The 21,159-nt window shown below is 42.7% G+C and carries 20 protein-coding genes and 1 CRISPR repeat array; of the genes, 11 read left to right on the top strand and 9 right to left on the bottom strand.

The window, feature by feature from the left end; translation table 11 throughout:
- On the top strand, nt 1-283 hold a 283-nt coding region (locus BV375_RS17870; protein WP_143842125.1), incomplete at its 5' end, for a tetratricopeptide repeat protein.
- Nucleotides 284-300: 17 nt separating this feature from the next.
- Here the strand turns inward: BV375_RS17870 and BV375_RS36080 are convergent.
- From BV375_RS36080 to BV375_RS17860, 3 genes are all read right to left on the bottom strand, one after another.
- Nucleotides 301-609: a hypothetical protein gene (locus BV375_RS36080; RefSeq protein ID WP_143842123.1), complete on the bottom strand. Its 309-nt coding sequence runs from the start codon at nt 607-609 to the stop codon at nt 301-303.
- Nucleotides 606-1,322, bottom strand: coding sequence for a carbonic anhydrase (locus BV375_RS17865; RefSeq protein WP_086762769.1), 717 nt, complete (start codon nt 1,320-1,322; stop codon nt 606-608). Before BV375_RS17865 ends, BV375_RS36080 begins: the two co-directional genes overlap by 4 nt.
- Nucleotides 1,323-1,503: 181 nt before the next feature.
- The gene (locus BV375_RS17860; protein ID WP_086762767.1) at nt 1,504-2,487 is read right to left on the bottom strand and encodes a folate-binding protein YgfZ; all 984 of its coding nucleotides are present in this window, start codon (nt 2,485-2,487) and stop codon (nt 1,504-1,506) included.
- Between the two features lie 196 nt (nt 2,488-2,683).
- A CRISPR array of direct repeats spans nt 2,684-3,378; the repeat unit is 35 nt; unit sequence GTTTCCATCCCCGTGAGGGGTAAGTGATTTAAAAC.
- Between the two features lie 470 nt (nt 3,379-3,848).
- On the opposite strand from BV375_RS17860, the gene cobJ reads away from it, so the two are divergent.
- From cobJ to BV375_RS17845, 3 genes are all read left to right on the top strand, one after another.
- Nucleotides 3,849-5,585: a precorrin-3B C(17)-methyltransferase gene (gene cobJ, locus BV375_RS17855; RefSeq protein WP_086762765.1), complete on the top strand. Its 1,737-nt coding sequence runs from the start codon at nt 3,849-3,851 to the stop codon at nt 5,583-5,585.
- A gap of 185 nt (nt 5,586-5,770) precedes the next feature.
- Nucleotides 5,771-6,058, top strand: a complete 288-nt coding sequence (locus BV375_RS17850) for a DUF2934 domain-containing protein (protein ID WP_086762763.1) — start codon at nt 5,771-5,773, stop codon at nt 6,056-6,058.
- A 70-nt stretch (nt 6,059-6,128) separates the two neighbouring features.
- Nucleotides 6,129-6,479: a hypothetical protein gene (locus BV375_RS17845; RefSeq protein ID WP_086762761.1), complete on the top strand. Its 351-nt coding sequence runs from the start codon at nt 6,129-6,131 to the stop codon at nt 6,477-6,479.
- Between the two features lie 272 nt (nt 6,480-6,751).
- Here BV375_RS17845 and BV375_RS17840 read toward each other — a convergent pair whose 3' ends face one another.
- Together BV375_RS17840 and BV375_RS17835 are read right to left on the bottom strand one after the other, a co-directional pair.
- Nucleotides 6,752-7,309: a pentapeptide repeat-containing protein gene (locus BV375_RS17840; RefSeq protein ID WP_086762759.1), complete on the bottom strand. Its 558-nt coding sequence runs from the start codon at nt 7,307-7,309 to the stop codon at nt 6,752-6,754.
- Nucleotides 7,310-7,796: 487 nt separating this feature from the next.
- On the bottom strand, nt 7,797-8,759 hold the full coding sequence (locus BV375_RS17835; protein ID WP_086762757.1) for an SGNH/GDSL hydrolase family protein: 963 nt from the start codon (nt 8,757-8,759) through the stop codon (nt 7,797-7,799).
- A gap of 787 nt (nt 8,760-9,546) precedes the next feature.
- On the opposite strand from BV375_RS17835, the gene BV375_RS36945 reads away from it, so the two are divergent.
- The 3 genes from BV375_RS36945 (at nt 9,547) to BV375_RS17825 (ending at nt 13,146) form a co-directional block, all read left to right on the top strand.
- A complete protein-coding gene (locus tag BV375_RS36945) occupies nt 9,547-9,687 on the top strand; it encodes a hypothetical protein (protein WP_062289360.1) in 141 nt (46 codons plus the stop codon).
- 199 nt (nt 9,688-9,886) lie between these two features.
- Nucleotides 9,887-12,781, top strand: a complete 2,895-nt coding sequence (locus BV375_RS17830) for a glycerol-3-phosphate acyltransferase (protein ID WP_086762755.1) — start codon at nt 9,887-9,889, stop codon at nt 12,779-12,781.
- On the top strand, nt 12,778-13,146 hold the full coding sequence (locus BV375_RS17825) for a cupin domain-containing protein (RefSeq protein WP_086762753.1): 369 nt from the start codon (nt 12,778-12,780) through the stop codon (nt 13,144-13,146). Before BV375_RS17830 ends, BV375_RS17825 begins: the two co-directional genes overlap by 4 nt.
- 281 nt (nt 13,147-13,427) lie before the next feature.
- Here the strand turns inward: BV375_RS17825 and BV375_RS36075 are convergent, their stop codons facing one another.
- Nucleotides 13,428-13,670, bottom strand: a complete 243-nt coding sequence (locus BV375_RS36075; RefSeq protein ID WP_143842121.1) for a hypothetical protein — start codon at nt 13,668-13,670, stop codon at nt 13,428-13,430.
- Between the two features lie 15 nt (nt 13,671-13,685).
- Nucleotides 13,686-13,886: a hypothetical protein gene (locus BV375_RS36070; RefSeq protein WP_143842119.1), complete on the bottom strand. Its 201-nt coding sequence runs from the start codon at nt 13,884-13,886 to the stop codon at nt 13,686-13,688.
- Nucleotides 13,887-14,421: 535 nt separating this feature from the next.
- On the opposite strand from BV375_RS36070, the gene BV375_RS17815 reads away from it, so the two are divergent.
- The 4 genes from BV375_RS17815 to BV375_RS17800 all read left to right on the top strand — a co-directional run bounded on the left by BV375_RS17815 (nt 14,422) and on the right by BV375_RS17800 (nt 19,969).
- Nucleotides 14,422-15,804, top strand: coding sequence for a CmpA/NrtA family ABC transporter substrate-binding protein (locus BV375_RS17815; protein ID WP_086762749.1), 1,383 nt, complete (start codon nt 14,422-14,424; stop codon nt 15,802-15,804).
- Between the two features lie 87 nt (nt 15,805-15,891).
- A complete protein-coding gene (gene ntrB, locus BV375_RS17810; RefSeq protein WP_086762747.1) occupies nt 15,892-16,731 on the top strand; it encodes a nitrate ABC transporter permease in 840 nt (279 codons plus the stop codon).
- A gap of 121 nt (nt 16,732-16,852) precedes the next feature.
- A complete protein-coding gene (locus BV375_RS17805) occupies nt 16,853-18,856 on the top strand; it encodes a nitrate ABC transporter ATP-binding protein (protein WP_086762745.1) in 2,004 nt (667 codons plus the stop codon).
- A 261-nt stretch (nt 18,857-19,117) separates the two neighbouring features.
- On the top strand, nt 19,118-19,969 hold the full coding sequence (locus BV375_RS17800) for a nitrate ABC transporter ATP-binding protein (RefSeq protein WP_086762744.1): 852 nt from the start codon (nt 19,118-19,120) through the stop codon (nt 19,967-19,969).
- A 187-nt stretch (nt 19,970-20,156) separates the two neighbouring features.
- On the opposite strand, the gene BV375_RS17795 is transcribed toward BV375_RS17800, so the two are convergent.
- Nucleotides 20,157-20,546: a hypothetical protein gene (locus tag BV375_RS17795; RefSeq protein ID WP_086687949.1), complete on the bottom strand. Its 390-nt coding sequence runs from the start codon at nt 20,544-20,546 to the stop codon at nt 20,157-20,159.
- Between the two features lie 249 nt (nt 20,547-20,795).
- Nucleotides 20,796-21,122, bottom strand: a complete 327-nt coding sequence (locus BV375_RS17790) for a DUF2459 domain-containing protein (RefSeq protein ID WP_086762742.1) — start codon at nt 21,120-21,122, stop codon at nt 20,796-20,798.
- Between the last annotated feature and the right edge of the window lie 37 nt (nt 21,123-21,159).

Below are 21,159 nucleotides of genomic sequence, written 5' to 3'. Positions count from 1 at the left end.
ACTCTACGATTCCCAAGGCAGATACAGCGAAGCCGAACCCCTGTACCTGCAAGCTCTGTCACTAAAGCGACGCTTGCTGGGTGAGGAACATCCATCTGTTGCTACTAGCCTGAACAATCTGGCGGGACTCTACGATTCCCAAGGCAGATACAGCGAAGCCGAACCCCTGTACCTGCAAGCTTTAGGTATTCGTGAGCGACAATTAGGGGTAAATCATCCCAAGACTGTTAATGTTCGTGAAAATTTAGCATATCTTCGCGATCGCCTCGCCTCAGAAAAGTAACATTGATGAGGAAATTCTCAAGCGCGATCGCCTAAACTCGACATTTCGTGTTCCAAGCTCGACGTTTCATGTTCCGAACTCAAAGTTCCGAGTTCCAAGCTCGATGTTTTGTGTCTCGAACTCGACGTTTCGTGTTCTAAGCTCGACATTTCATGTTCCGAACTCGAAGTTCCGAGTTCAAAGCTCGACGTTTCGTGTTCCGAACTCGAAGTGTCGTGTTCTGAGGTTGAATGATGGGGTTGTGAAGGCGATCGCTTAATCTTTGAACTGCAAATTCCACGTTTTAAATTAGATGAATTGCAAGCTATAACTGTGCGATCGCTCATCGTAGCTGATGTGTCTCTTCACAACAACAACCTGCAACCCCTTCTGTGGGATGAATCTCACGCAGAGTAACTATAGACGGCTTGGCAAACAAAGGACAGGAAGGTAATTGCCATTGCACGGTGGAAACATTTAAGTCTTTGATTAACCCGGTTTTGATGTCTAGCACCCAACCATGAATTGTCGGGGCTTTTTGCTCGTGGAGTGCTTTGCGGACGATGGAAGTTTGGTAGAGATTCTTAACCTGCGCCAGAACGTTGATTTCTGCTAATCGATTTAGACGTGCTTCTCTGTTTGGTAAAGCATTAATCTCTTGTTGGTTGTGTAAATAAAGTTCCCGAATGGGATTTACCCAGTTATCAATGATTCCGGTGGTGCTTCCTTCTAAAGCTGCCTTAATTCCACCACAACCGTAGTGTCCACAAACAATGATGTGTTTAACTTGAAGATGGGAAATCGCATAATCTAAAACTGCTAAGAAGTTCATATCTGTTAGCGAAACTTGATTAGCAATATTGCGATGTACAAATAACTCTCCGGGTTCTGTGCGGGTAAAGCTATTCAGAGGTAAACGACTGTCAGAACAACCTATGTAAAGAAAAGGTGGTTTTTGCCCTTCGGCTAATCTGTCAAAATAGTTCACGTCTAAGGCTAGTTTTTCTGCAACCCAAGACTGATTATTGGTTAGAAGTTCATCAATGGTGTGATATTTCATCAATATATTGTCTTTTATCTCTATCTATCGGTATGTTATCCATGCATCAAGCTATAGCGCTTTTCGTTTGCATGAATTACCCGCTTTGAAGACTCAATTATTGTCAAGGCACAACAATTAAGCAGCTTTATAGTGATCTATACAACTGCAAATTGCTATTAGTTCGTTAGTTTTCTCGTGCTTAAGGATATTCGTGAGAAACAAAGGGAACTGCGACTATTTCACCTTCGGTTTCTCCTACTTGCACTTTCAAGCCAACACCCCCTGCTTTGGTGCGAATGTAACCTAGCCCAAAGTAGCCGTCGACTGTTTCAGTGTAACTGGTGAGTTTGCCAACTTTTTCATCTCCTACTGAGATCGCTGCTCCAATTTCCGCAGGTCCACCCAGACGAATTCCCCAAAGGTGTTGTTTTACACCTTTATATGTATTTAACCGGGCAATAGTTTCTTGTCCAATATAGCAACCTTTATTAAAGGAAATTGTTTGCCATAAACCGACTTCTAGAGGATTGTAATCATCTGTTAGTTCCGCATCTGGAGTCGGGCGTCCTTGTAATATTCGCAACAAATTCCAAGCGCGATCGCTCAATTCTATTGCTCCAGATTCTAAAATTTCGCTCCAAATCCTCTCTTTTTCTGAGACAGGCAAAATTAGGGTATATCCAGGGGAAGCCAAGCCACTACCTACAGCAACAATTACTCCACCGTTGACTAAAACATGATTACCATAGGGTTGACCGATAATTGCTCCAGCACCCAATCTTTCAATAATGGCATCACTTCCCGAACCAATGAGACTCAAGGTTGCAGTTTCATCAGTCACATCGGTCAATAGCACCTTATCAGCAAAAAAGATATAGCGATCTAACCACTGCATGAGAAATTCACGGCGGTTAGGCGAAACCAATAATAAAACTGCATCCTCTAAAATGTAGGCAGTCACCAAGTCAATCGTGCGGGCGGTGGATGTCACCATCACAGTGTCGCAGCCTTGCCCAGGCTTGAGACTTTGGAAGTCATTAGTACTTTGGTTGTGTAAAAAGCGGAGGCGCTCATCATCAGAAACACGGATGCGTCCCCAGTGAGAGCGATCGCATACAGCAACTCCTTCCTTTACCGCTTGGATAGCTGCTGCGTCTTTAGCGTCAATTGCAGATGTTGGCATGGTAATGAAGAGTTGCTTAGTTTCAATGTTGTCGCATTGGAAATCTTAGCAAATTATCTTTTACTGGTTCAAGTTTTATTGGGTATTGGGCATGGGGCATTGGGCATCGCAGCTACCATCTCGTCTGCTGAAAAAATACTGCCCTTATCATTCATCACTATTGTTAAATGCGATCGTATCACTAAGTCTTCTCATTTTTTCCATCCCCGTGAGGGGTAAGTGATTTAAAACCAACTCGTGAATGGTTATGCCAATCATGAACATCATGACATAGTTTCCATTCCCGTGAGGGGGAAGTGATTTAAAACAAAGGACTGAAACATACATTTCCATCCTAAATGCAATGTTTCCATCCCCGTGAGGGGTAAGTGATTTAAAACACTTTGGGCCAATCAACCCAAATGAGCGGCGAAAGTTTCCATCCCCGTGAGGGGTAAGTGATTTAAAACTTATACTAATTCCGTTCTCGTTTCCCTCCAATCCTACTATAGTTTCCATCCCCGTGAGGGGTAAGTGATTTAAAACACTACTCCTTAGTCTTTTTAGTTTCCAAATTCCTAACGTTTCCATCCCCGTGAGGGGTAAGTGATTTAAAACTTGCTGAAACACCTTCTCAAGTAGGTGCATCCATCAAGTTTCCATCCCCGTGAGGGGTAAGTGATTTAAAACAACATGGCTGCTAGAGATCAAATCAATGCAGGGAGACAAAGTTTCCATCCCCGTGAGGGGTAAGTGATTTAAAACTACTGCGGTACAAACTCTGCCCACAGAAACATGGCTGCTAGTTTCCATCCCCGTGAGGGGTAAGTGATTTAAAACACAATAGCTGGCTCAGGTGTCTTTAACCTGCTTGCCGGTTTCCATCCCCGTGAGGGGTAAGTGATTTAAAACCCAACCTTTACAGAAGGCTTACCAAATAAGGCTTACAGAACTGCAAAACTGAGGGGGGTCTATTTTACCTGTCAACAGAACATCATTATTGACAATTACTCTAGTCTTCAAGTAACTCAAACCCTTATACAGTAAGCTATCTGAGGGGGTCTACGAAATAATAAGTATTTGGGCTTTTGGCAGACCCCCTCAGGTTACATTTCTTAACAAAATGGTTTCAGGAAACTAACCATTTAAGTTATGGGTAAAAAATATGTACTTATGAAATTTTCAAGGTGCAAGTGTTGGTATAAAGAATATCATAGCAACCTAGACAATACAATCTTTTTTAAAGCAGCGATTTGCTGTAATTCTTTCAGGCTGATTCATCATAAAACAGCCCTGCTTTGTCTCGCCTGTACTTCATTTATGGTTTGATTTGAAAGATATCGACGTTTTCCAATATACCTATATAGAGTTCTAGAATTATTATGATGCCGAAGGTTGCACCTGCTGTTGTGGTACTTGGTCAGAATAGTGTGGCTGTAGCACGCAAAATTATTAGCGTTCTACCAGGGGCGACGTTATATGGTTTGGCGGGTCGCACTTGGGAGGTTGATGTCAGCTTTAGTAATTTCGGCGAGACTTTGCGGGAGTTGTTTGCGGAGGGAAGGCCGCTGATTGGCATTTGTGCGGCTGGTATTTTAATCAGAACTCTAGCGCCGATGATTTCAGATAAACGGCAAGAACCGCCAGTATTAGCTGTAGCTGAGGATGGTAGCGCGGTTGTTCCACTGTTAGGTGGATTAAGTGGGGTAAATGATTTGGCACGCCGCATTGCTGAGGTACTGGATGTCAAAGCCGCAATTACAACTACTGGCGACATCCGTTTTCGCACAGCGCTGTTGTCTCCTCCTCCTGGCTATCATTTGGCTAACCCAGATGATGCCAAAACATTTATCTCGGATTTGTTAGCTGGGGCGCAGGTGAAGCTAGAGGGAACAGCACCTTGGTTGAGTAACAGTCAATTGCCCATTGACCCCAATGGAAATTTGATTATTAAAATTAGCGATCGCTTGTCACATCCTACAGCAAATTGTCTGGTCTATCACCCAGCAACAATTGCGATCGCTATCAGTGACATCTCTGGAACTAATGATGAAGTAGTTGCTTCAGTGCAGCAACTACTAGCAGATGCGGAACTTGCGCCTGCATCGGTAGCAGGGATATTTGCACCCATCAATATCTCTGCAAATCATGCAATACACGCGGTTGCTAGCGCTTTGGGAGTGCCTGCGCGCTTTTTTACCTCAAATCAACTAGAAAACTTACAATCTCAAGGTTATAGCCTTGCCCAAGCTGTAGCGATTGCGGCTACAGGTACATCTGGAAAGCTAATTTCGACAGCAGAAACTGAAATTGCGATCGCTATTTCTCCCCACCCAATCGATCCCAGCACCATTGGTCAACCACGCGGGCGATTAGCCGTGATTGGCACGGGGCCAGGGAGTTCACAGTGGATGTCTCCTGAAGTCAAAGAAATCCTCAAGTCTGCTACTGATTTGGTAGGGTACACAACTTACTTGAATTTAGTTGGTTCCCTCGCTGAAGGTAAGCAACGCCATGATTCCGACAACCGCGAAGAAATCGCACGGGCGGAAATGGCGCTGGATTTAGCAGCCGAAGGGCGATATGTAGCTGTGGTATCTTCTGGCGACCCCGGCATTTATGCGATGGCGACAGCAATTTTTGAGGTACTAGATCGCCATACCAAACCCGAATGGGATAGTATCGACATTCATGTAGCACCTGGCATTTCAGCGATGCAAGCCGCCGCCGCCGCCATTGGCGCGCCTTTGGGACATGACTTTTGTGCGATTTCTCTTTCGGATATTTTGAAACCCTGGTCAATTATCGAACAACGAATTGCTGCGGCGGCTGAAGCTGATTTTGCGATCGCTTTCTACAATCCTGTTTCTAAAGAGCGTACTTGGCAACTAACAGAAGCTAGAGATATTTTGTTGCGCTATAGAACGCCTGATACTCCAGTAGTGTTAGGAAGAAATCTCGGCAGGCTGGGACAGGCTGTTAAGGTGATTACTCTTGAGGAGTTAGCACCAGCAGTAGCAGATATGCGAACAATTATTCTTGTTGGTTCCAGCAAGACGCGGACGATTCAGCGCAGTGATGGTAGTATCTCCGTTTACACTCCACGTCGATACGGTTAAAATCGCAATCATCAAAGAAGGGAATAGGGTTAGGAAAACAGGGAACATATTTCTCTTTTTCCTGTTCACTAAAGATTCGCAAAAAATAAATTAGCCTAGATTGCAATCCTAAATTATTGTTGAAAACATCTCTTACCTATTGCCTCTCTACAAGACTAATTTCATAACTCATATAGGATTGCTATATGCCTTACGATATTACTATGTGTCCCGGACAAAATTGTCCGCTCAAACAAGATTGTTACCGTTTTACCGCTGAAATTTTGGGTCGTCAGGATTTTTTTGGAACAGATCCCTATAGTTTTACGACTAATTCCTGTGATTATTTTATCAGTAACCGCCCAGATGACGATAAAATCCGTTTGAAAGCTTATGAAATCTGGCAAAAAAGCGGCTATTCTGATGGCAAGTCTGTGGAACATTGGCTTCAGGCTGAAAAGGAATTGATAGAGTTAAAAAACTTATCTTCCTGATGGATATTAGATTGTACTGTAAGATGAAATCGGCTCATTTGAGCAGTCGAAATTCTTCACCTGGAAACCAATGAACAAGTTTATATTTCACTTACTTTCGACTCCTGTACTTATTAGCTCTATCTTGTCTACAGGAGCCATAATTAATCAAGCCCAAGCTATAGAGCCAACACCCACAAATACAGATCGTCTATCCTGTATCCGCAATAAACATAAAGTCGGTTTAGTATGCGCCAGAGCTTCTGTATTGGAGCAACTTCCTAAATATCAACCAGAAGCGCAACCCTCTCAGGATGGTGTGCCGATGTTAGAATTTAACGACCAAGAAAGTGATATGGCGATCGCATTATTTGGTTGTGATTGTCCTGCTTGTATAAATTCTCTAAGGAAGATGCAGGGCGCAACGCCGTTAGTTTATTAACCTTTTAAAGCATTTGTTTCTGCTTCACAGCAAAAAACTTCCAAGATTAATGCTTGGAAGTTTTTTTGTTATTAGCACAGCTTGAAGTAAAATCTTAGCGTTTTCAACAAGCTAAAATCATAACAATTTTTTGCCTTTATAAATGCCTTTGTTTTACGCAATTAGAAACTGTTGTAAAAGCAGTTTAGTGGAATACCATTAGTTAACCAAGAGGTTAGCTTTGCATTAACTAATATACATTTAATAACTAAAATGCCTAACAATTTTCAGTTTTAAATCACTGAACAACTACTACCCCAAGTCACCCATTTATGCGATATACCCACTTGCACAATGCTTTCACCTATCTCTTGTTCGGTGATGCTTGCGCCAGTGAAATCTGCATCAGTGATTTCTGCTTCATCGAGATTGCAACTAATCAAATTTGTTTCTCTAAGATTAGCACCTCTTAAATCGGCTCCACTCAGTTCTGCTTCGCTGAGGTTTGCACCAAATAGGTTTGCCATTGCTAAATTTGCACCCCGCAAATCAGCACGGCTGAGGTTTGTTTTCTCCAGATTAGCTTTGATCATTTCTGCGCCAATCAGGTTTACCTCACTCAAGTTAGCACTGTTGAGATTGGTACTAGTTAGATCGGCATCAGTCAGGTTTGCTCTAGTTAAGTTACACTCACTTAAGTTGGCTTCACTTAAGTCTGCTCCACTCAAGTCAGCATCAGCGAAATTTATCCCACTCAAATCAAGATTAGCAAGGTTAGCCTGATGCAGATTGGCTCCATTAAAATTTTTTTCTCCTGCTGCATATCGACTCAGGAGCTTGTTCGAGTCCATATTGTCACCTCGCAATGTCTACAGGTAAGCCAAGTCTAGCTGTAATTTACACTCCACCTAAACCACACCAAAAACATTTGGTTGTCTCAGCAACCAAAGTATTAGTTAAGCAAAAACTTTTATTCTTATTGTGCTATGGTTTCTGAAATTATGAATAGTTACTTAATCTAAATATAGGAATTCTGATTAATTATGCACAAGTTGTTACTACCTCTTTGTCATTTAACTAACAATTATTTTTTCTAACATTTTGAAATATCCGATAATTGAGGAAAAGAGGGCAGTATGAGATGGAATTATTTAACTCGGAAATTTCATTGAGCGGTTAAAGTAATGTAAAGCATTGTCATTTAATAGCTAATTATTGATAATGCGATCGCACTTGATAAATTACCGCTCCATTTTTCCCCAAACAGATGCTTTCTCTACTTAATCAATCTCAGATATTTTGAGTATTGGTAGCAGTTCTAGGTTTACTACTCCAGCCTTAAGGTTTAATCTCATACCCTAATATCTCCCCAAGCGATCGCTCTATGAGTTGGCTGACTAACTGATTACCTTGTAAGTTGAGGTGAATGTGGTCTTGATACAACGCTTTAAAGTTTGGGTTTGAGTTGAATATTGGCAACACATCTATATAAGTAATCCGCTGCGCTTTAGTAAAGTCACTCAACCGTTGACGTGCTTTAATTTCGTAATCGCGGGGGCCTGGTTCACCAATCTCTCGCAATAAGGGAGTCATCACTAACAAAAATTGGCTGTTACTTTCGCGTGTTAGCGCCTGAATTTTATTAATAGCATCTAAATTTATCCCAACGCGATCGCCAGGTTCATTTTGTAAGGCTTGGATTTCGGGAATTGGCTTTTGTTTAATTAGATAACGTTGCCAAACTTCTACTAAAGCCAGGGAAGGTTTACGATCTGGATAGTTGCGATCGCGTCCGACTGGTAAGGATGTCGGAGCCGTAGCAAACAAATCATCAGTATTAATTAATAACACTACTGCTTGGGCTTGAAAATTTCCAAATTTTTCTAGATAGGCTAATTCATTTCTAGGGCCCCAAGAGTTTGCTGAGGCATTTAATACTTCGACTTTTTGATATTTACCGTTATTAGTTGAAGCTAAAGAGTGCGTCATCAAGTCAGAAATTGTATTATCCTGATCTGTCCACCAGCCACCATTAGCGATCGAGTCTCCCAGAATTAGTACCCGGAGTGTGGAAGGTGCAGGTGTTTGTTGGATCGGCCCGCTACGCATAGAATACTGATTAATCTCAATGCGATTCCCAAAACGGCGAGTGTGCTGGTTAGGTGCTAACAAATAGCCTATTTGCTCATCACCAACGTAAATCAGGGGATTGCCAAAGCCAAATAGCGATCGCAGTCCGATTTCAATCGCTACCAATAATCCGATAACTACTGCCAAAACTATGATCGCTGCTAATTTCACCTGCAACTACTCTCCAATTGATTTAAAAAAACTAATCGCCAGAAAATAAAGTATTAAATTATACTATTTTCTTTTCAGTCCCTAGACTGATTTCTGATAATTTGCCATCTGTTAAGTTTAAGTATATTCATGCGATAAAAAATAATAATTTAGTATTTTAAATTACTTTTATTAGCAGTAATTTTAGAGATACTTATGCCAGGCTCTGACTATACAACTTTGATTAGCAAGTTAGAGTACTCCAAGTAAAAAAATGCCCAATTGTCATTGCGAGCGAAACGGAGTGTAGCGAAGCAATCTCAAACTCTGCGATTGCTACCCTACTCTTCGAGAACGGCTTTGCCGAACGGGAACGCTCCGCGAACATTCCGCTTTGCTTCATTCGCAATGACAGGTTTTGGATCATTTATTGTTTGGAACACTCTTAATTCTTTGAAGGAGGCAGAGGGCAGAGGGCAGAAGGAACAATTGGTAGGGGATTCAGACCCCTACCGCCAGTCGCCTCAAGTCGGCGCAGCCGCCCAGAACGGGGTTTTATACTCTTGTTCCCTTTGGTCAAGGGCAGAGATTAGGAGTCAGTATTCCGTCCTGCCTCCTGCCCTCTGCCTTTCCTGATAAAATTTAGTATAAATTACTACTTTAATTCTTAAGGTGTAGATAGACTTGTTGCTGTCATTGTTGCAAAGCTTAAACAAAATAATAATGACGATTTAATACTATCTGTGAACAGAAGGACTACAATCAAAACGGACAAATTAGCACTGTAACAAAGGAGGCTTACAAAGCTATGTCCGACTTAAATCGCGGAATCATGAAATTCGAGGGTGCAGATTCTCCAAAAGTTGTCACTATCTCTACCGTGCTACTTTTGGGGTCTATAGCTGGTCTAATTATTTGGGCGCTACAAGCTGCCTATGCGCTAAACTAAGGATTAGCTGCTTAGTAATTTGGTAGGTTGGCAGGACACTGGGTAAAACGGCTTCTGCCTGAGCCAAGTGTCCATTGTCCAACTTTTAAAAGCGCCCTTGAAAGCATCAATAAAATTTCCGAAAGATTTTAGATTTGAGATTTGAGATTTGAGATGCAAGATGCAAAGTGCAAAATAAATCTAAAATCCAAAATCCACGATGTTTGAACTTTGGGGTGCCTTAACTATTTTAATTGTCTGCCCCCTATTGGGTGCGTTACCGCTGATTAGCTGGATTACCTACGCTCTGACAGGGAAGAAACTGGCAAAACTCGGTACGGGAAATATCAGTGTGTCAGCCGCTTTTTACCACGGTGGCAAACTGGTAGGCATTCTCGCAGTATTATCAGAAGCTTTGAAAGGCATTACAGCAGTTCTCATTGCCCGTGCTTTTTTTAGAGAAGGGTCAACTTGGGAATTGATTGCCCTGATTGCCTTGGTAGTAGGTAGATACTCGATTGGCAAGGGAGCAGGCACAACAAATGTCGTCTGGGGATTTTTGGTACACGATCCACTCGTGGCAGGTTTTACAGGTTTTTTAGCAGCTATCAGCTTGACAGTTCTACAATCAAAAAAATTAGTAAAGTTTGGGGTTTTGCTGCTATTCCCTCTGTTTGTGGCAGTGCTACACGCTGAAGATTTCCCTAGAATTATTGCTGCTGTCAGTCTAGCAGGCTTATTAGGTTGGATTTATACAAAAATACCCGATGACCTTAACCTCCCAGCCCAAGGAGCAAAAGTAGAATCGAAACCCATGCTGGAATTTTTGGGTGGCCAAACCAAGCCCATCTCTTTGGGTGAAGTCTTGGATGAGGCGAGAGTCGGGCACAAAGCATCTAGTTTATCGGAAATTAAACGATGGGGTTATCCAGTACCCAAGGGATGGGTACTGACCCCGAACGACGATCCTGAACTAGTAATTGACTTTTTCCAACCATCAGAATTATCGCCTTTAGTAGTGCGATCCTCGGCAATTGGCGAAGACTCAGAACAAGCTTCTGCGGCTGGACAGTACGAAACGGTGTTGAACGTTACCAGCGAACAGAAGCTCAAAGAAGCGATCGCCCAAGTTAGAGCTTCTTACGATCATCCAGCTGCCGTACAATATCGACGCGATCGCGGCTTACCAGACCAAGCAATGGCAGTGTTGATTCAACAGCAAGTCCAGAGTGTATATTCGGGTGTGGCTTTTAGTCGCGATCCGATTACCCAGCAAGGCGATGCCATTGTCATCGAAGCCTTACCAGGCAGTGCCAGTCAAGTTGTTTCTGGCAGAGTCACCCCAGAACAATATCGGGCTTTTGTTGTCGAGACAGAAAATTTCTCATCTGTGCAATTAGAAGGTACAGGACGAGTACCACAAGCATTAATCAAACAAGTAGCATTATTAACCCGCCGTCTAGAAAAACGTTACCACGGCATTCCTCAAGATATTGAGTGGAGTTACGACGGTCAAACGCTTTGGGTATTACAAGCTAGACCGATTACTACTCTGTTGCCCATTTGGACACGTAAAATCGCCGCCGAAGTCATTCCTGGAGTCATTCACCCTTTAACCTGGTCGGTGAATCGCCCCTTAACTTGTGGCGTTTGGGGAGAAATTTTTACTATAGGTTTAGGCGATCGCGTTTTAGGGTTAGATTTTGCCGAAACCGCCACTCTGCATTATTCAAAAGCATATTTCAATGCATCGCTCTTAGGACAGATTTTTCTGCGCATGGGTTTACCACCAGAAAGTTTAGAATTTTTAACTAGAGGCGATAGCTTAAGTAAGCCACCTTTGCTTTCCACCTTGCGGAGTGTACCTGGATTGCTGCGGTTGTTGCGGCGGGAAATGGATTTAGAAACAGACTTTAAGCAAGATTACCGCGAGAAGTTTATTCCTGTATTGTCGCAGTTGGCTCATGAATCCATCAACGATTTAGAACCATCGCAGTTGTGGAAGAGAATAGAATTAATTTTAGATATACTGCGCCTTGGGACTTACTACAGTATTCTGGCTCCCCTAAGTGCTGCCATCAGACAGGGAATTTTTCGAGTCAAGGATGGACAAATCGATAACAGCGTTGCGCCAGAAGTAGCGGTGTTGCGATCGCTGAGTGCTTTAGCGCAAAATGCCAAGCAAGTATTACCCGAATTTGACCCAGAAAAGGTGTTTGAGCAGTTGGAGCAAACTCGGGAAGGCCAGAATATTTTGTACGATTTTAACGAATTGCTTCAGGATTACGGCTATTTAAGTGAGGTTGGAACTGATATTGCCGTTACCACCTGGAAGGAAGATCCCCGGTATGTCAAACAGTTATTTGTACAGTTAATGCAGGGAAATGAGCCACCAGCAGGCGGTGTAGACCCGATAAATCAGGTCTTTTCTGGGAAACGAAAACGGGGAAATGTTCAACGACGTATAGATCTTAAAGGTCGAGTTACCGAAGTTTATTCTCGACTGTTAGCTGAATTACGTTGGAGTTTTGTCGCTTTAGAACAGATTTGGTTAAAGTCCGGCTTGCTTAGAGAAACTGGGGATATCTTTTTTCTAGAGTTGGATGAAATTGGGAATCTAGTTGCGGCGGCTGATTCCGAATTTAGGAATCAGTTGCAGAAATTGGTGCAAAAGCGGCGATCGCAATTTGACCAAGACAGTGAAATCAATCAAGTCCCGCTTTTAGTCTACGGCCATACACCTCCTCATCCCCTAGCGCCCTCTGCCCTCTACTCCGACCAAACTTTACAAGGTATTCCCGCTAGCCACGGACAAGCTGAAGGTAGAGTTAAGGTGTTGCGAAATTTACAAAATATACCAGAGATTAATAAAGAGACAATCTTGGTAGTACCTTACACAGATTCCGCCTGGGCACCATTACTAGTTAGGGCTGGAGGATTAATTGCTGAGGCTGGAGGCAGACTTTCTCACGGTGCGATTGTCGCTCGGGAATACGGTATTCCCGCAATTATGGATGTACGTGGTGCTACCTGGCTGCTGCAAGATGGGCAGAGAGTACGGATAGATGGCTCTAGGGGTATTGTGGAACTGTCGAATGATTTAAGACCAGAATGATTAGCACTTCCCTGAATGATCTACCAGAAGAATCTGTTTCTCACAACCCCGAAATTAAGAAAAAGGTAATGTTACGGTTTGGGGATCTCCCTCACCTGACTAACTTTTCTCAAGCACGTTTTGCTCCCGGACAAAGCGCACCAGCACACGCTCATCAGGATATGGCGGAAGTGTTTTTTGTGGAAGCAGGTTCGGGGGTAATTCATATTAATGGTAAAGAATATCCTCTACTTCCAGGTAACTGCGTTGCCGTAGAACTGGGAGAAATCCACGAAGTTGTGAATAGTGGTACAACTGAACTTGTGCTGACCTACTTTGGTTTGCGAGTGGAAAAGCAAGCTACCCCAAGCGTTACCCCAGCCTAGCGGCTTCTGGTACCTCAGTAGGGGCGGGTTTAAACATATCATCGATTATTAATAACGATCTTGCTGAACCCGCACCTACCAGTTTTGACTGTTGCCTATCGCGCTTGCGCTGCGCTTCGCGCAGCACACAAGGAATTTCTCATACCAATTCAAATAATGTTTGCGACAGATAAATTCTTTGTAGGGGCACGGCATCCACAATCTTTTTGTATATCAAATTATTTTACTGGTGCCGTGCCCCTACTCATCTGTCGCGTTCTTTTTTCAAAATGGTATCAGAATCAAATAGTAATCCTATATATAGTAATCCGATTTGATTTTTGAAATGATACGTAGGGGAGCCACTGCGTTGGTAAGGCAGTCCGATCTTGCGGATTTCCCGCAGAAGGAACTGCCGAAAGGGTTCCCAAGGCAGTCCGGTCTTGGTGGTTTCCCCTGCATAGGAACTGCCGCCGGCTTAAAGCAAGTGGTGAGTCCAGTCCTGTTCGGCGCAGCCGTTCCCGCAGGGTAGGCGGGTTTTTCATCCTAGGGAACTGGCGTTAGCGATGTACTCCTACGGAGAAGCAAGCTACGCGTAGCGTCACCCGTTCGGCGATCGCCCTACAGCCCTTCGGGCATCCTACAGCGAGCGTTGCCGTACCCCTATGGGGAAGCAAGCTACGCGTAGCGTCTCCGCAGGAGAAGGGTAGGGCGTTGGGCATTGCCCACCCTACAGATACTACAGATACTGGATGCCGCAAATTTTCACCAATTAAATCGGATTATTATATGCAAACCAAATGTATGTGCGCTTATTTATAGATTAAAACAATGAAGACTATAAGTAATTAGCGAAAGTTAGTTATTTAAATTAAATGTAATCAGTCTAAAAATATGTATTCATAGTATTAATCTAATACAATTCATAAATGCAAATTTATATATTAGAAATCTTGGGCAGTCTCATCTCCAATAGATAAATTTTTACTTATATAACCAATCTAATATTTATTTAATATTCCTTAGGTTAGAGTTAACCATTTGTACTTTAAAGCCTGTAAACTAATTTTTAACAAGTTAAGTGATGCTTCCGCTGTTCCCCAGATTCTAGTCTATTCCTACCCCAAGTTTTGTTGATACATACAGCATTCGTTTTCGCCATTCCTCTGCGGAATGACGAAAATATGTGTACCTAAAAACGATCAAATTAACAATTAAGATGCGCAAGAAATACTTTATTTTCTTGTCTTAATTGTCATACATAAAAACTTAAATTTCACTTTTAAGGAGACATACATGACAGAATTTTTCAATCAATTTTCTCGCCGCAAATTTATCTTAACAGCTGGAGCTTCTGCGGGTGCTGTATTCCTAAAAGGCTGTTTGGGCAATCCTCCTGAAACAGTCGGTAGTGGTAGCGGGACAACACAACAAGCAGTTCAGCAAGTAGCTAATACTAACTCCCAACAAAAGCCAGAAACCACTACAGTCAAGCTGGGATATATTCCAATTGTCGAAGCAGCACCTCTAATTATTGCTAAAGAAAAAGGCTTGTTTGCAAAGTATGGCATGACCAATGTTGAGCTTTCTAAGCAAGCATCTTGGGGTTCAGCCAGAGATAATGTGGAAATTGGCTCGGTTGGGGGTGGAATTGATGGCGGTCAATGGCAAATGCCAATGCCTCATTTAATTACAGAAGGCTTAATTACTAAGGGTAATCAAAAAATTCCCATGTATGTATTGTGTCAATTAATTACACATGGGAATGGAATTGCGATCGCAAATAAGCACATAGGCAAAGGTGTTAGTTTACAATTGGCAAGTGCTAAGTCCTTATTTAAAGAACTCAAATCTTCCACACCCTTCACCGCCGCTTTCACCTTCCCCCACGTCAACCAAGATTTTTGGATTCGCTACTGGTTAGCGGCTAGTGGGATAGATCCTGATACAGATGTAAAGTTGCTCACTGTACCTTCGGCGCAAACTGTTGCCAATATGAAGACCGGAACAATGGATGCATTTAGTACTGGCGACCCCTGGCCTTACCGGATTGTTACAGACAAAATTGGCTATGTGGCAGCATTAACCGCAGAGATTTGGAAGAATCATCCAGAAGAATACTTGGCAATGCGAGCTGATTGGGTAGACAAAAATCCCAAAGCCACCAAAGCACTACTTAAAGGCATTATGGAAGCGCAGCAGTGGTTAGATAATTTTGATAACCGCAAAGAAGCTGCTCAAATTCTCGCTGGTCGAAATTATTTTAATCTGCCCTCACCGGAAATTCTGGCAGGTCCATATCAAGGTAAATATGATATGGGTGATGGCCGCAAAATTGATGATAAATCAATGGCGGCTTACTACTGGAAAGATGGAAAAGGTAACGTTTCTTATCCTTACAAGAGCCATGATTTGTGGTTTATTACTGAAAGCGTTCGCTGGGGATTTTTACCCAAAGATTACATTGCCAATAATGCTACGAAAGCTAAAGAACTAATTAATAAAGTCAACCGCGAAGACATTTGGAAAGAAGCTGCGAAAGAAGCAGGAATTGCGGCGGCTGATATTCCCACAAATCCATCTCGTGGTGTGGAAGAGTTTTTTGATGGCGTCAAATTTGACCCTGAAAAACCAGAAGAGTATCTGAAGAGTCTCAAGATTAAAAAGGTGAGTGTTTAGTCAATAGTCAAGAGTCATTTGTCAATTGTATTTATTACAACCACAAATGCTAAATACCAAATACCAATTTAGAGGAGATAACAGTTTATGACAATTGCCCAAAAACGCCCTGTAAGCCCTAGGTTTGACAACAGCTTTATATCCCGCCTGCAAAAACAATTTCCGAATGTTGTACCACCAGCGATCGCTATTGCGATATTCCTTGTTTTGTGGCAACTTTTTGCTTTGACTCCTGGTGCAACATTACCCGGGCCAGTTCAAGTCATCACAGATACTTGGATATTAATTTTGTATCCTTTCTATGACAAAGGTGGCACTGATAAAGGTCTTTTTTGGCAGATTTGGGCAAGTCTACAACGGGTTGCTATCAGTTATAGTTTGGCGGCAGTTGTGGGTATTGGCTTGGGCATTTTGATTGGGGTGAATAAAACCATGTCTAAAGCTTTAGACCCCATCTTTCAGCTATTGCGAACTGTACCACCTTTGGCTTGGGTGCCAATTTCTTTGGCAGCTTTACGCCAAAATGAACCAGCAGCTTTATTCGTTATCTTCATTACAGCAATTTGGCCGATTTTAATTAATACGGCTGTGGGTGTGACTCAAATTCCCCAAGATTACAATAACGTTGCCAAAGTTCTACAACTTAGCCGCAAAGACTATTTCATAAATATCTTGATTCCGGCAGCTTTACCATACATTTTCACTGGTTTAAGAATTGCAATTGGTTTAGCTTGGTTAGCGATTATCGCCGCAGAAATTGTCATGTCCGGTATTGTCGGTATTGGCTTCTTTATCTGGGATGCTTATCAAAATAACAACGTCAGTGAAGTGATTTTGGCTCTAGTTTATATCGGCGTTGTCGGTTTGATACTCGATAAACTCATGGCTTGGCTTCAAAATTTGATTTTGCCAGCAGAACAGAAATAGTCATTAGTCATTGGTCAATAGTCATTAGAAAAAAATATTGGCAAAGGACAAATGACTAAACACCAAGGACAAATGACAAATGCCAAATGCCAAAGGACAAATACCAAAGGACAAATGACAAATGAGCGTATTCGTTGCTGTTGACCAAATTGATAAGGTTTTTGAATTAACTGGTGGTGGTCAATATATCGCCCTTAAAGGAATTGACTTACAAATTAAAAAAGGTGAGTTCGTTTCTTTAATTGGTCACTCCGGTTGTGGTAAATCCACGCTATTAAATATGATTGCTGGGTTGGATTTACCATCTGAAGGTGTAGTTACTTTAGAAGGACAAAGAATCACCAAGCCAGGCCCCGACCGGATGGTAGTATTCCAAAATTATTCGCTACTACCTTGGCGGACAGTTAGAGAAAATATTGCCCTGGCTGTAGATTCAGTGATGAAGGGTATGCCGGCTGCTGATCGCCGATCTATTGTAGAAAAACATATAGATATGGTGGGCTTGCGTCCCCACGCTGATAAACAGCCAGGAATGTTATCTGGGGGACAAAAACAGCGAGTTGCGATCGCCCGTGCTTTAGCAATTCGTCCTAAACTATTATTGCTAGATGAACCCTTCGGTGCATTAGATGCACTCACACGCGGGAATTTGCAAGAACAACTCATGCAAATCTGCGAAGAAAATGAAGTCACTGCGGTAATGGTGACACATGACGTAGATGAAGCAGTGTTGTTATCTGACAGAATTGTCATGTTGACCAATGGCCCCGAATCCAAAATCGGTGACATCTTAGAAGTAGATATCCCCAGACCCCGCAAACGCATGGAAGTAGTCGAACATCCCAGCTACTACAGCCTGCGCAGTGAGATGATTTACTTCCTCAACCAGCAGAAACGCATTAAGAAAATTCGGGCGCGGAAAACTGCGACGATTTCTCGTCATGGCTTAGAAAAAGTTAACTTAGAAATTGGCTTTTTACCCCTTACCGCCTGCGCCCCCCTAGCAGTTGCTAAAGAAAAAGGCTTCTTCACCAAACATGGTTTAGATGAAGTCAACTTAGTGCGGGAAAGCAGCTGGCGCGGTATCGAGGATGGTATCACTGGCGGCTATTTAGATGCTGCTCAAATGCCTTCGGGTATGCCAATGTGGTTAACATTGGGCGGGCATAAAAACCAACCCTTGCCCGTTGTCAGTGCCCTTACCATGACTCGTAACGGTAACGCCATTACCTTGGCAAAACGCTTTTACGACCAAGGTGTGCAAACTTTATCAGACTTCAAAAAATATCTGCTCCAAACCCGCGAGCAACGGCACACAATGGGCGTAGTGCATCCAGCATCAATGCACAACTTACTGCTGCGTTATTGGCTAGCGGCTGGGGGAGTTGACCCCGATAGCGATGTGGATATGAAAACAATTCCCCCAGCGCAGATGGTAGCTGACCTCCAAAATGGCAGTATTGACGGTTACTGTGTGGGTGAACCTTGGAACTACCGTGCCGCCGTTGAAGGCGTTGGCTTTACCATTGCTACAGACTTAGAAGTTTGGCTAGGACACCCCGGTAAAGTTCTCGGTGTGCGGGAAGATTGGGCAGAAACTTACCCCAATACTCATATTGCTTTAACTAAAGCCTTGCTAGAAGCTTGCGTTTACTGTGCAGATCCTAAAAATGCCGAAGAAATCAGACAAATTTTAGCAGGGCGAGAATATGTCAGTACGGATGTAGAGTATATTCAACTTGAAGATCCTGATGGCTTGGCTTGTGACTTAGACCATCCACTGCGGGATTACGCCCATCACCAATTTTATTCCGAGTCGGCAATTAACCGCCCCAGCCGTACCGAACAAATTTGGATCATGAGTCAATTAGCACGGTGGGGTGATACTCCCTTCCCCAGAAACTGGGTAGAAGTTGTGGAAAGAGTTTGTCGAGTCCGCGTCTTTAGCACCGCAGCCAGAGAATTAGGTTTGGATATTAGCTACACTCGCCAACCGATTCAGCTATTTGATGGTACACCTTTTAACGCTGACGATCCCATCGCCTATCTCAATAGTTTGGATATTAAGCGCGACTTCTCCGTTGCTGAAGTCATCCTCGATGCACCTAGAAGAACAGCAGCGTAAGGGAAATTCAAAATTATTTTCCCAGTGTTTCAAGCTTGAGGGCATCCTCAGCCCTCATTTTTCCAGACTTGGGAGTCTTTGAACTTAACGAATGAGGCTTAGAACTTCATTAGAGAATACCGCAAAATAATTATCCGACACGTAGTAGGGGCACGGCACCAGTCAAATGTCTGTTTTCCCGAAAGTCTGTGGAAGCCGTGCCCCTACAATTGCATGTTTTTCAAATTGGAATTCTCTTAACTTCATCCTTCATATATCTTTATGCAAAACCGCAATTTAAGATTAGCCGAAAGAACACCATTAGCAACTGGAATCAGCAATCGCCAGCCTTTCCTAGAGATTAGAGACGTTTCTAAAGTTTACCCCACAAAAAAAGGCCCATTCACCGTACTCGATGGCGTTAACCTCAACGTAGAACAAGGTGAATTTATCTGCGTAATCGGTCACTCTGGTTGTGGCAAATCAACCCTGCTGAATATGGTATCGGGTTTTAACTTTCCCACCTCAGGACAAGTACTGCTAGAAGGAGAACCCATCACTAAACCAGGCCCAGATCGGATGGTTGTCTTCCAAAATTATGCTCTACTCCCCTGGCGGACTGCATTTGACAATATTTACCTAGCTGTTAACGCAGTTTACCCCGAAAAACCAGAAGCCCAAAAAAGAGCGATCGTCCGCGAACATTTGGCAATGGTGGGACTTGCTGATGCGATGGAAAAGAAACCAATGCAAATGTCTGGTGGTATGAGACAGCGCGTTTCCATCGCCCGTGCTTTAGCCATTCGTCCCAAAGTTTTGATTTTAGACGAACCTTTTGGGGCATTAGATGCAATTACCAAAGAAGAATTGCAAGAAGAATTACTGAAAATTTGGGGTGATAATCGCTGCACAGTGTTGATGATTACCCATGACATTGATGAAGCGCTGTTTTTAGCAGACAAATTGGTAATGATGACCAATGGCCCCCATGCAAAGATTGGTGAAGTCTTGGAAATTCCCTTTGCCCGTCCACGCGATCGCGCCCGCATCATGGAAGATCCACAATATTACAAACTACGCAACTATGCCCTAGACTTCCTCTTTAACAGATTTGCCCACGACGATGTAGGCTAAAACGTTCCCTAGCACAACAAAGGTTAGTACTAAGTCAAAAGTAAAAGGTAAAGTTAAAAACCTGCCTTTTATTTTTGGCTTTTTTCTTTGTTACTGCTTTTACAGATAAATGAATCGGTGCGCCTTACCAATGATTTGGGTATTGTTTCCTGGTTGGGGTGACCAGCTTTAGCTTGAAAGCTAAGTGTCAAGCCAGAGTTTGTGGACAGTAACCCAATCCCCTGATAAAAACTTGGCGAAACGCTTCTATCTCCTGCGTTTCCGGCTGGCCATGAGAAACGACAGCAACCTGGTAGCGATGCATGACATCAATAGGGGACTGTCCGCCAGCCAAACTCCAAAGCGCTAATTGTACCTGCTTTGGTGGTGAGTACCTAATTCCTAATTCACTTAAGACTGACCTCAAGTCACCATCTTCTTGAGGTGAGACCTGATACTTTAGTCTGACTTTAACTACCCAACCATCAATTTGATTAATCACAGTGACGAAGCTGATTTTGAGTTGAGGTTTACTCTGTAGGTATTCAATCAACCGTAATGTAAGGCTGGCATTCGCCAGATAGCACAGGTATTCCATATGAGTGCTGCTGAATTGGGTTAGTTCAGTTTGAAGATACAGAAACAATGTGAGGAACTTGTGAGCGATCGCCCCTCACCCTTTGCCCTTCATGTTTAACCCCATCCCTCAAAGGTTATGGCTGACTTTTAGGCAAATATCCTATTTGCATGGCTTGTTTTAGCCATAACGCTATATTTTCTGAGTTCGCATTTACACCTTTTAGATTAGCAGTTGTAGATTTTGCGATCGCAAATGACAAATAACTTTTCAATCACAACCGCTTCTTAAATGCAACATAATAGCAGCCGAAAGTCCATCCCAAAGCGGAGTATTAACATCAGCTTTTCTCAATGCTTCTGCTGTCCAGGTATTACAATTTCTCAATATTGAATAACTGCCCAATGCATCATAAAAGCTAGCATTAGCCGTATGACCATTACCAATACGGATGACTCTACCTTTAGTATCTATCTTAAAAGTAGCTTGAATAAATTTTATTAATTCCAAATAATTATTTTTATTAACTTTAATACATTTAACTTCCAGATAATCTGGTATTAATTGATAACCTTGAACATACCCCTGTTCTGTCACTTTCCGGAGTGAGCTAGTAGTAAATAAGTTAAATTAT

The organism is Nostoc sp. 106C (assembly GCF_002154725.1).
Lineage (GTDB): Bacteria > Cyanobacteriota > Cyanobacteriia > Cyanobacteriales > Nostocaceae > Aulosira.
The sequence above is the reverse complement of the archived record's forward strand: the minus strand, read 5'-3'. Positions and strand labels throughout refer to the sequence as shown.

Coding starts and splice junctions, on each gene's coding strand:
- BV375_RS36080 (WP_143842123.1), bottom strand. CDS start 609: ATGAGCGATCGCACAGTTATAGCTTGCAATTCATCTAATTTAAAACGT.
- BV375_RS17865 (WP_086762769.1), bottom strand. CDS start 1,322: ATGAAATATCACACCATTGATGAACTTCTAACCAATAATCAGTCTTGG.
- BV375_RS17860 (WP_086762767.1), bottom strand. CDS start 2,487: ATGCCAACATCTGCAATTGACGCTAAAGACGCAGCAGCTATCCAAGCG.
- cobJ (WP_086762765.1), top strand. CDS start 3,849: ATGATGCCGAAGGTTGCACCTGCTGTTGTGGTACTTGGTCAGAATAGT.
- BV375_RS17850 (WP_086762763.1), top strand. CDS start 5,771: ATGCCTTACGATATTACTATGTGTCCCGGACAAAATTGTCCGCTCAAA.
- BV375_RS17845 (WP_086762761.1), top strand. CDS start 6,129: ATGAACAAGTTTATATTTCACTTACTTTCGACTCCTGTACTTATTAGC.
- BV375_RS17840 (WP_086762759.1), bottom strand. CDS start 7,309: ATGGACTCGAACAAGCTCCTGAGTCGATATGCAGCAGGAGAAAAAAAT.
- BV375_RS36945 (WP_062289360.1), top strand. CDS start 9,547: ATGTCCGACTTAAATCGCGGAATCATGAAATTCGAGGGTGCAGATTCT.
- BV375_RS17830 (WP_086762755.1), top strand. CDS start 9,887: ATGTTTGAACTTTGGGGTGCCTTAACTATTTTAATTGTCTGCCCCCTA.
- BV375_RS17825 (WP_086762753.1), top strand. CDS start 12,778: ATGATTAGCACTTCCCTGAATGATCTACCAGAAGAATCTGTTTCTCAC.
- BV375_RS36075 (WP_143842121.1), bottom strand. CDS start 13,670: ATGAAAAACCCGCCTACCCTGCGGGAACGGCTGCGCCGAACAGGACTG.
- BV375_RS17815 (WP_086762749.1), top strand. CDS start 14,422: ATGACAGAATTTTTCAATCAATTTTCTCGCCGCAAATTTATCTTAACA.
- ntrB (WP_086762747.1), top strand. CDS start 15,892: ATGACAATTGCCCAAAAACGCCCTGTAAGCCCTAGGTTTGACAACAGC.
- BV375_RS17805 (WP_086762745.1), top strand. CDS start 16,853: ATGAGCGTATTCGTTGCTGTTGACCAAATTGATAAGGTTTTTGAATTA.
- BV375_RS17800 (WP_086762744.1), top strand. CDS start 19,118: ATGCAAAACCGCAATTTAAGATTAGCCGAAAGAACACCATTAGCAACT.
- BV375_RS17795 (WP_086687949.1), bottom strand. CDS start 20,546: ATGGAATACCTGTGCTATCTGGCGAATGCCAGCCTTACATTACGGTTG.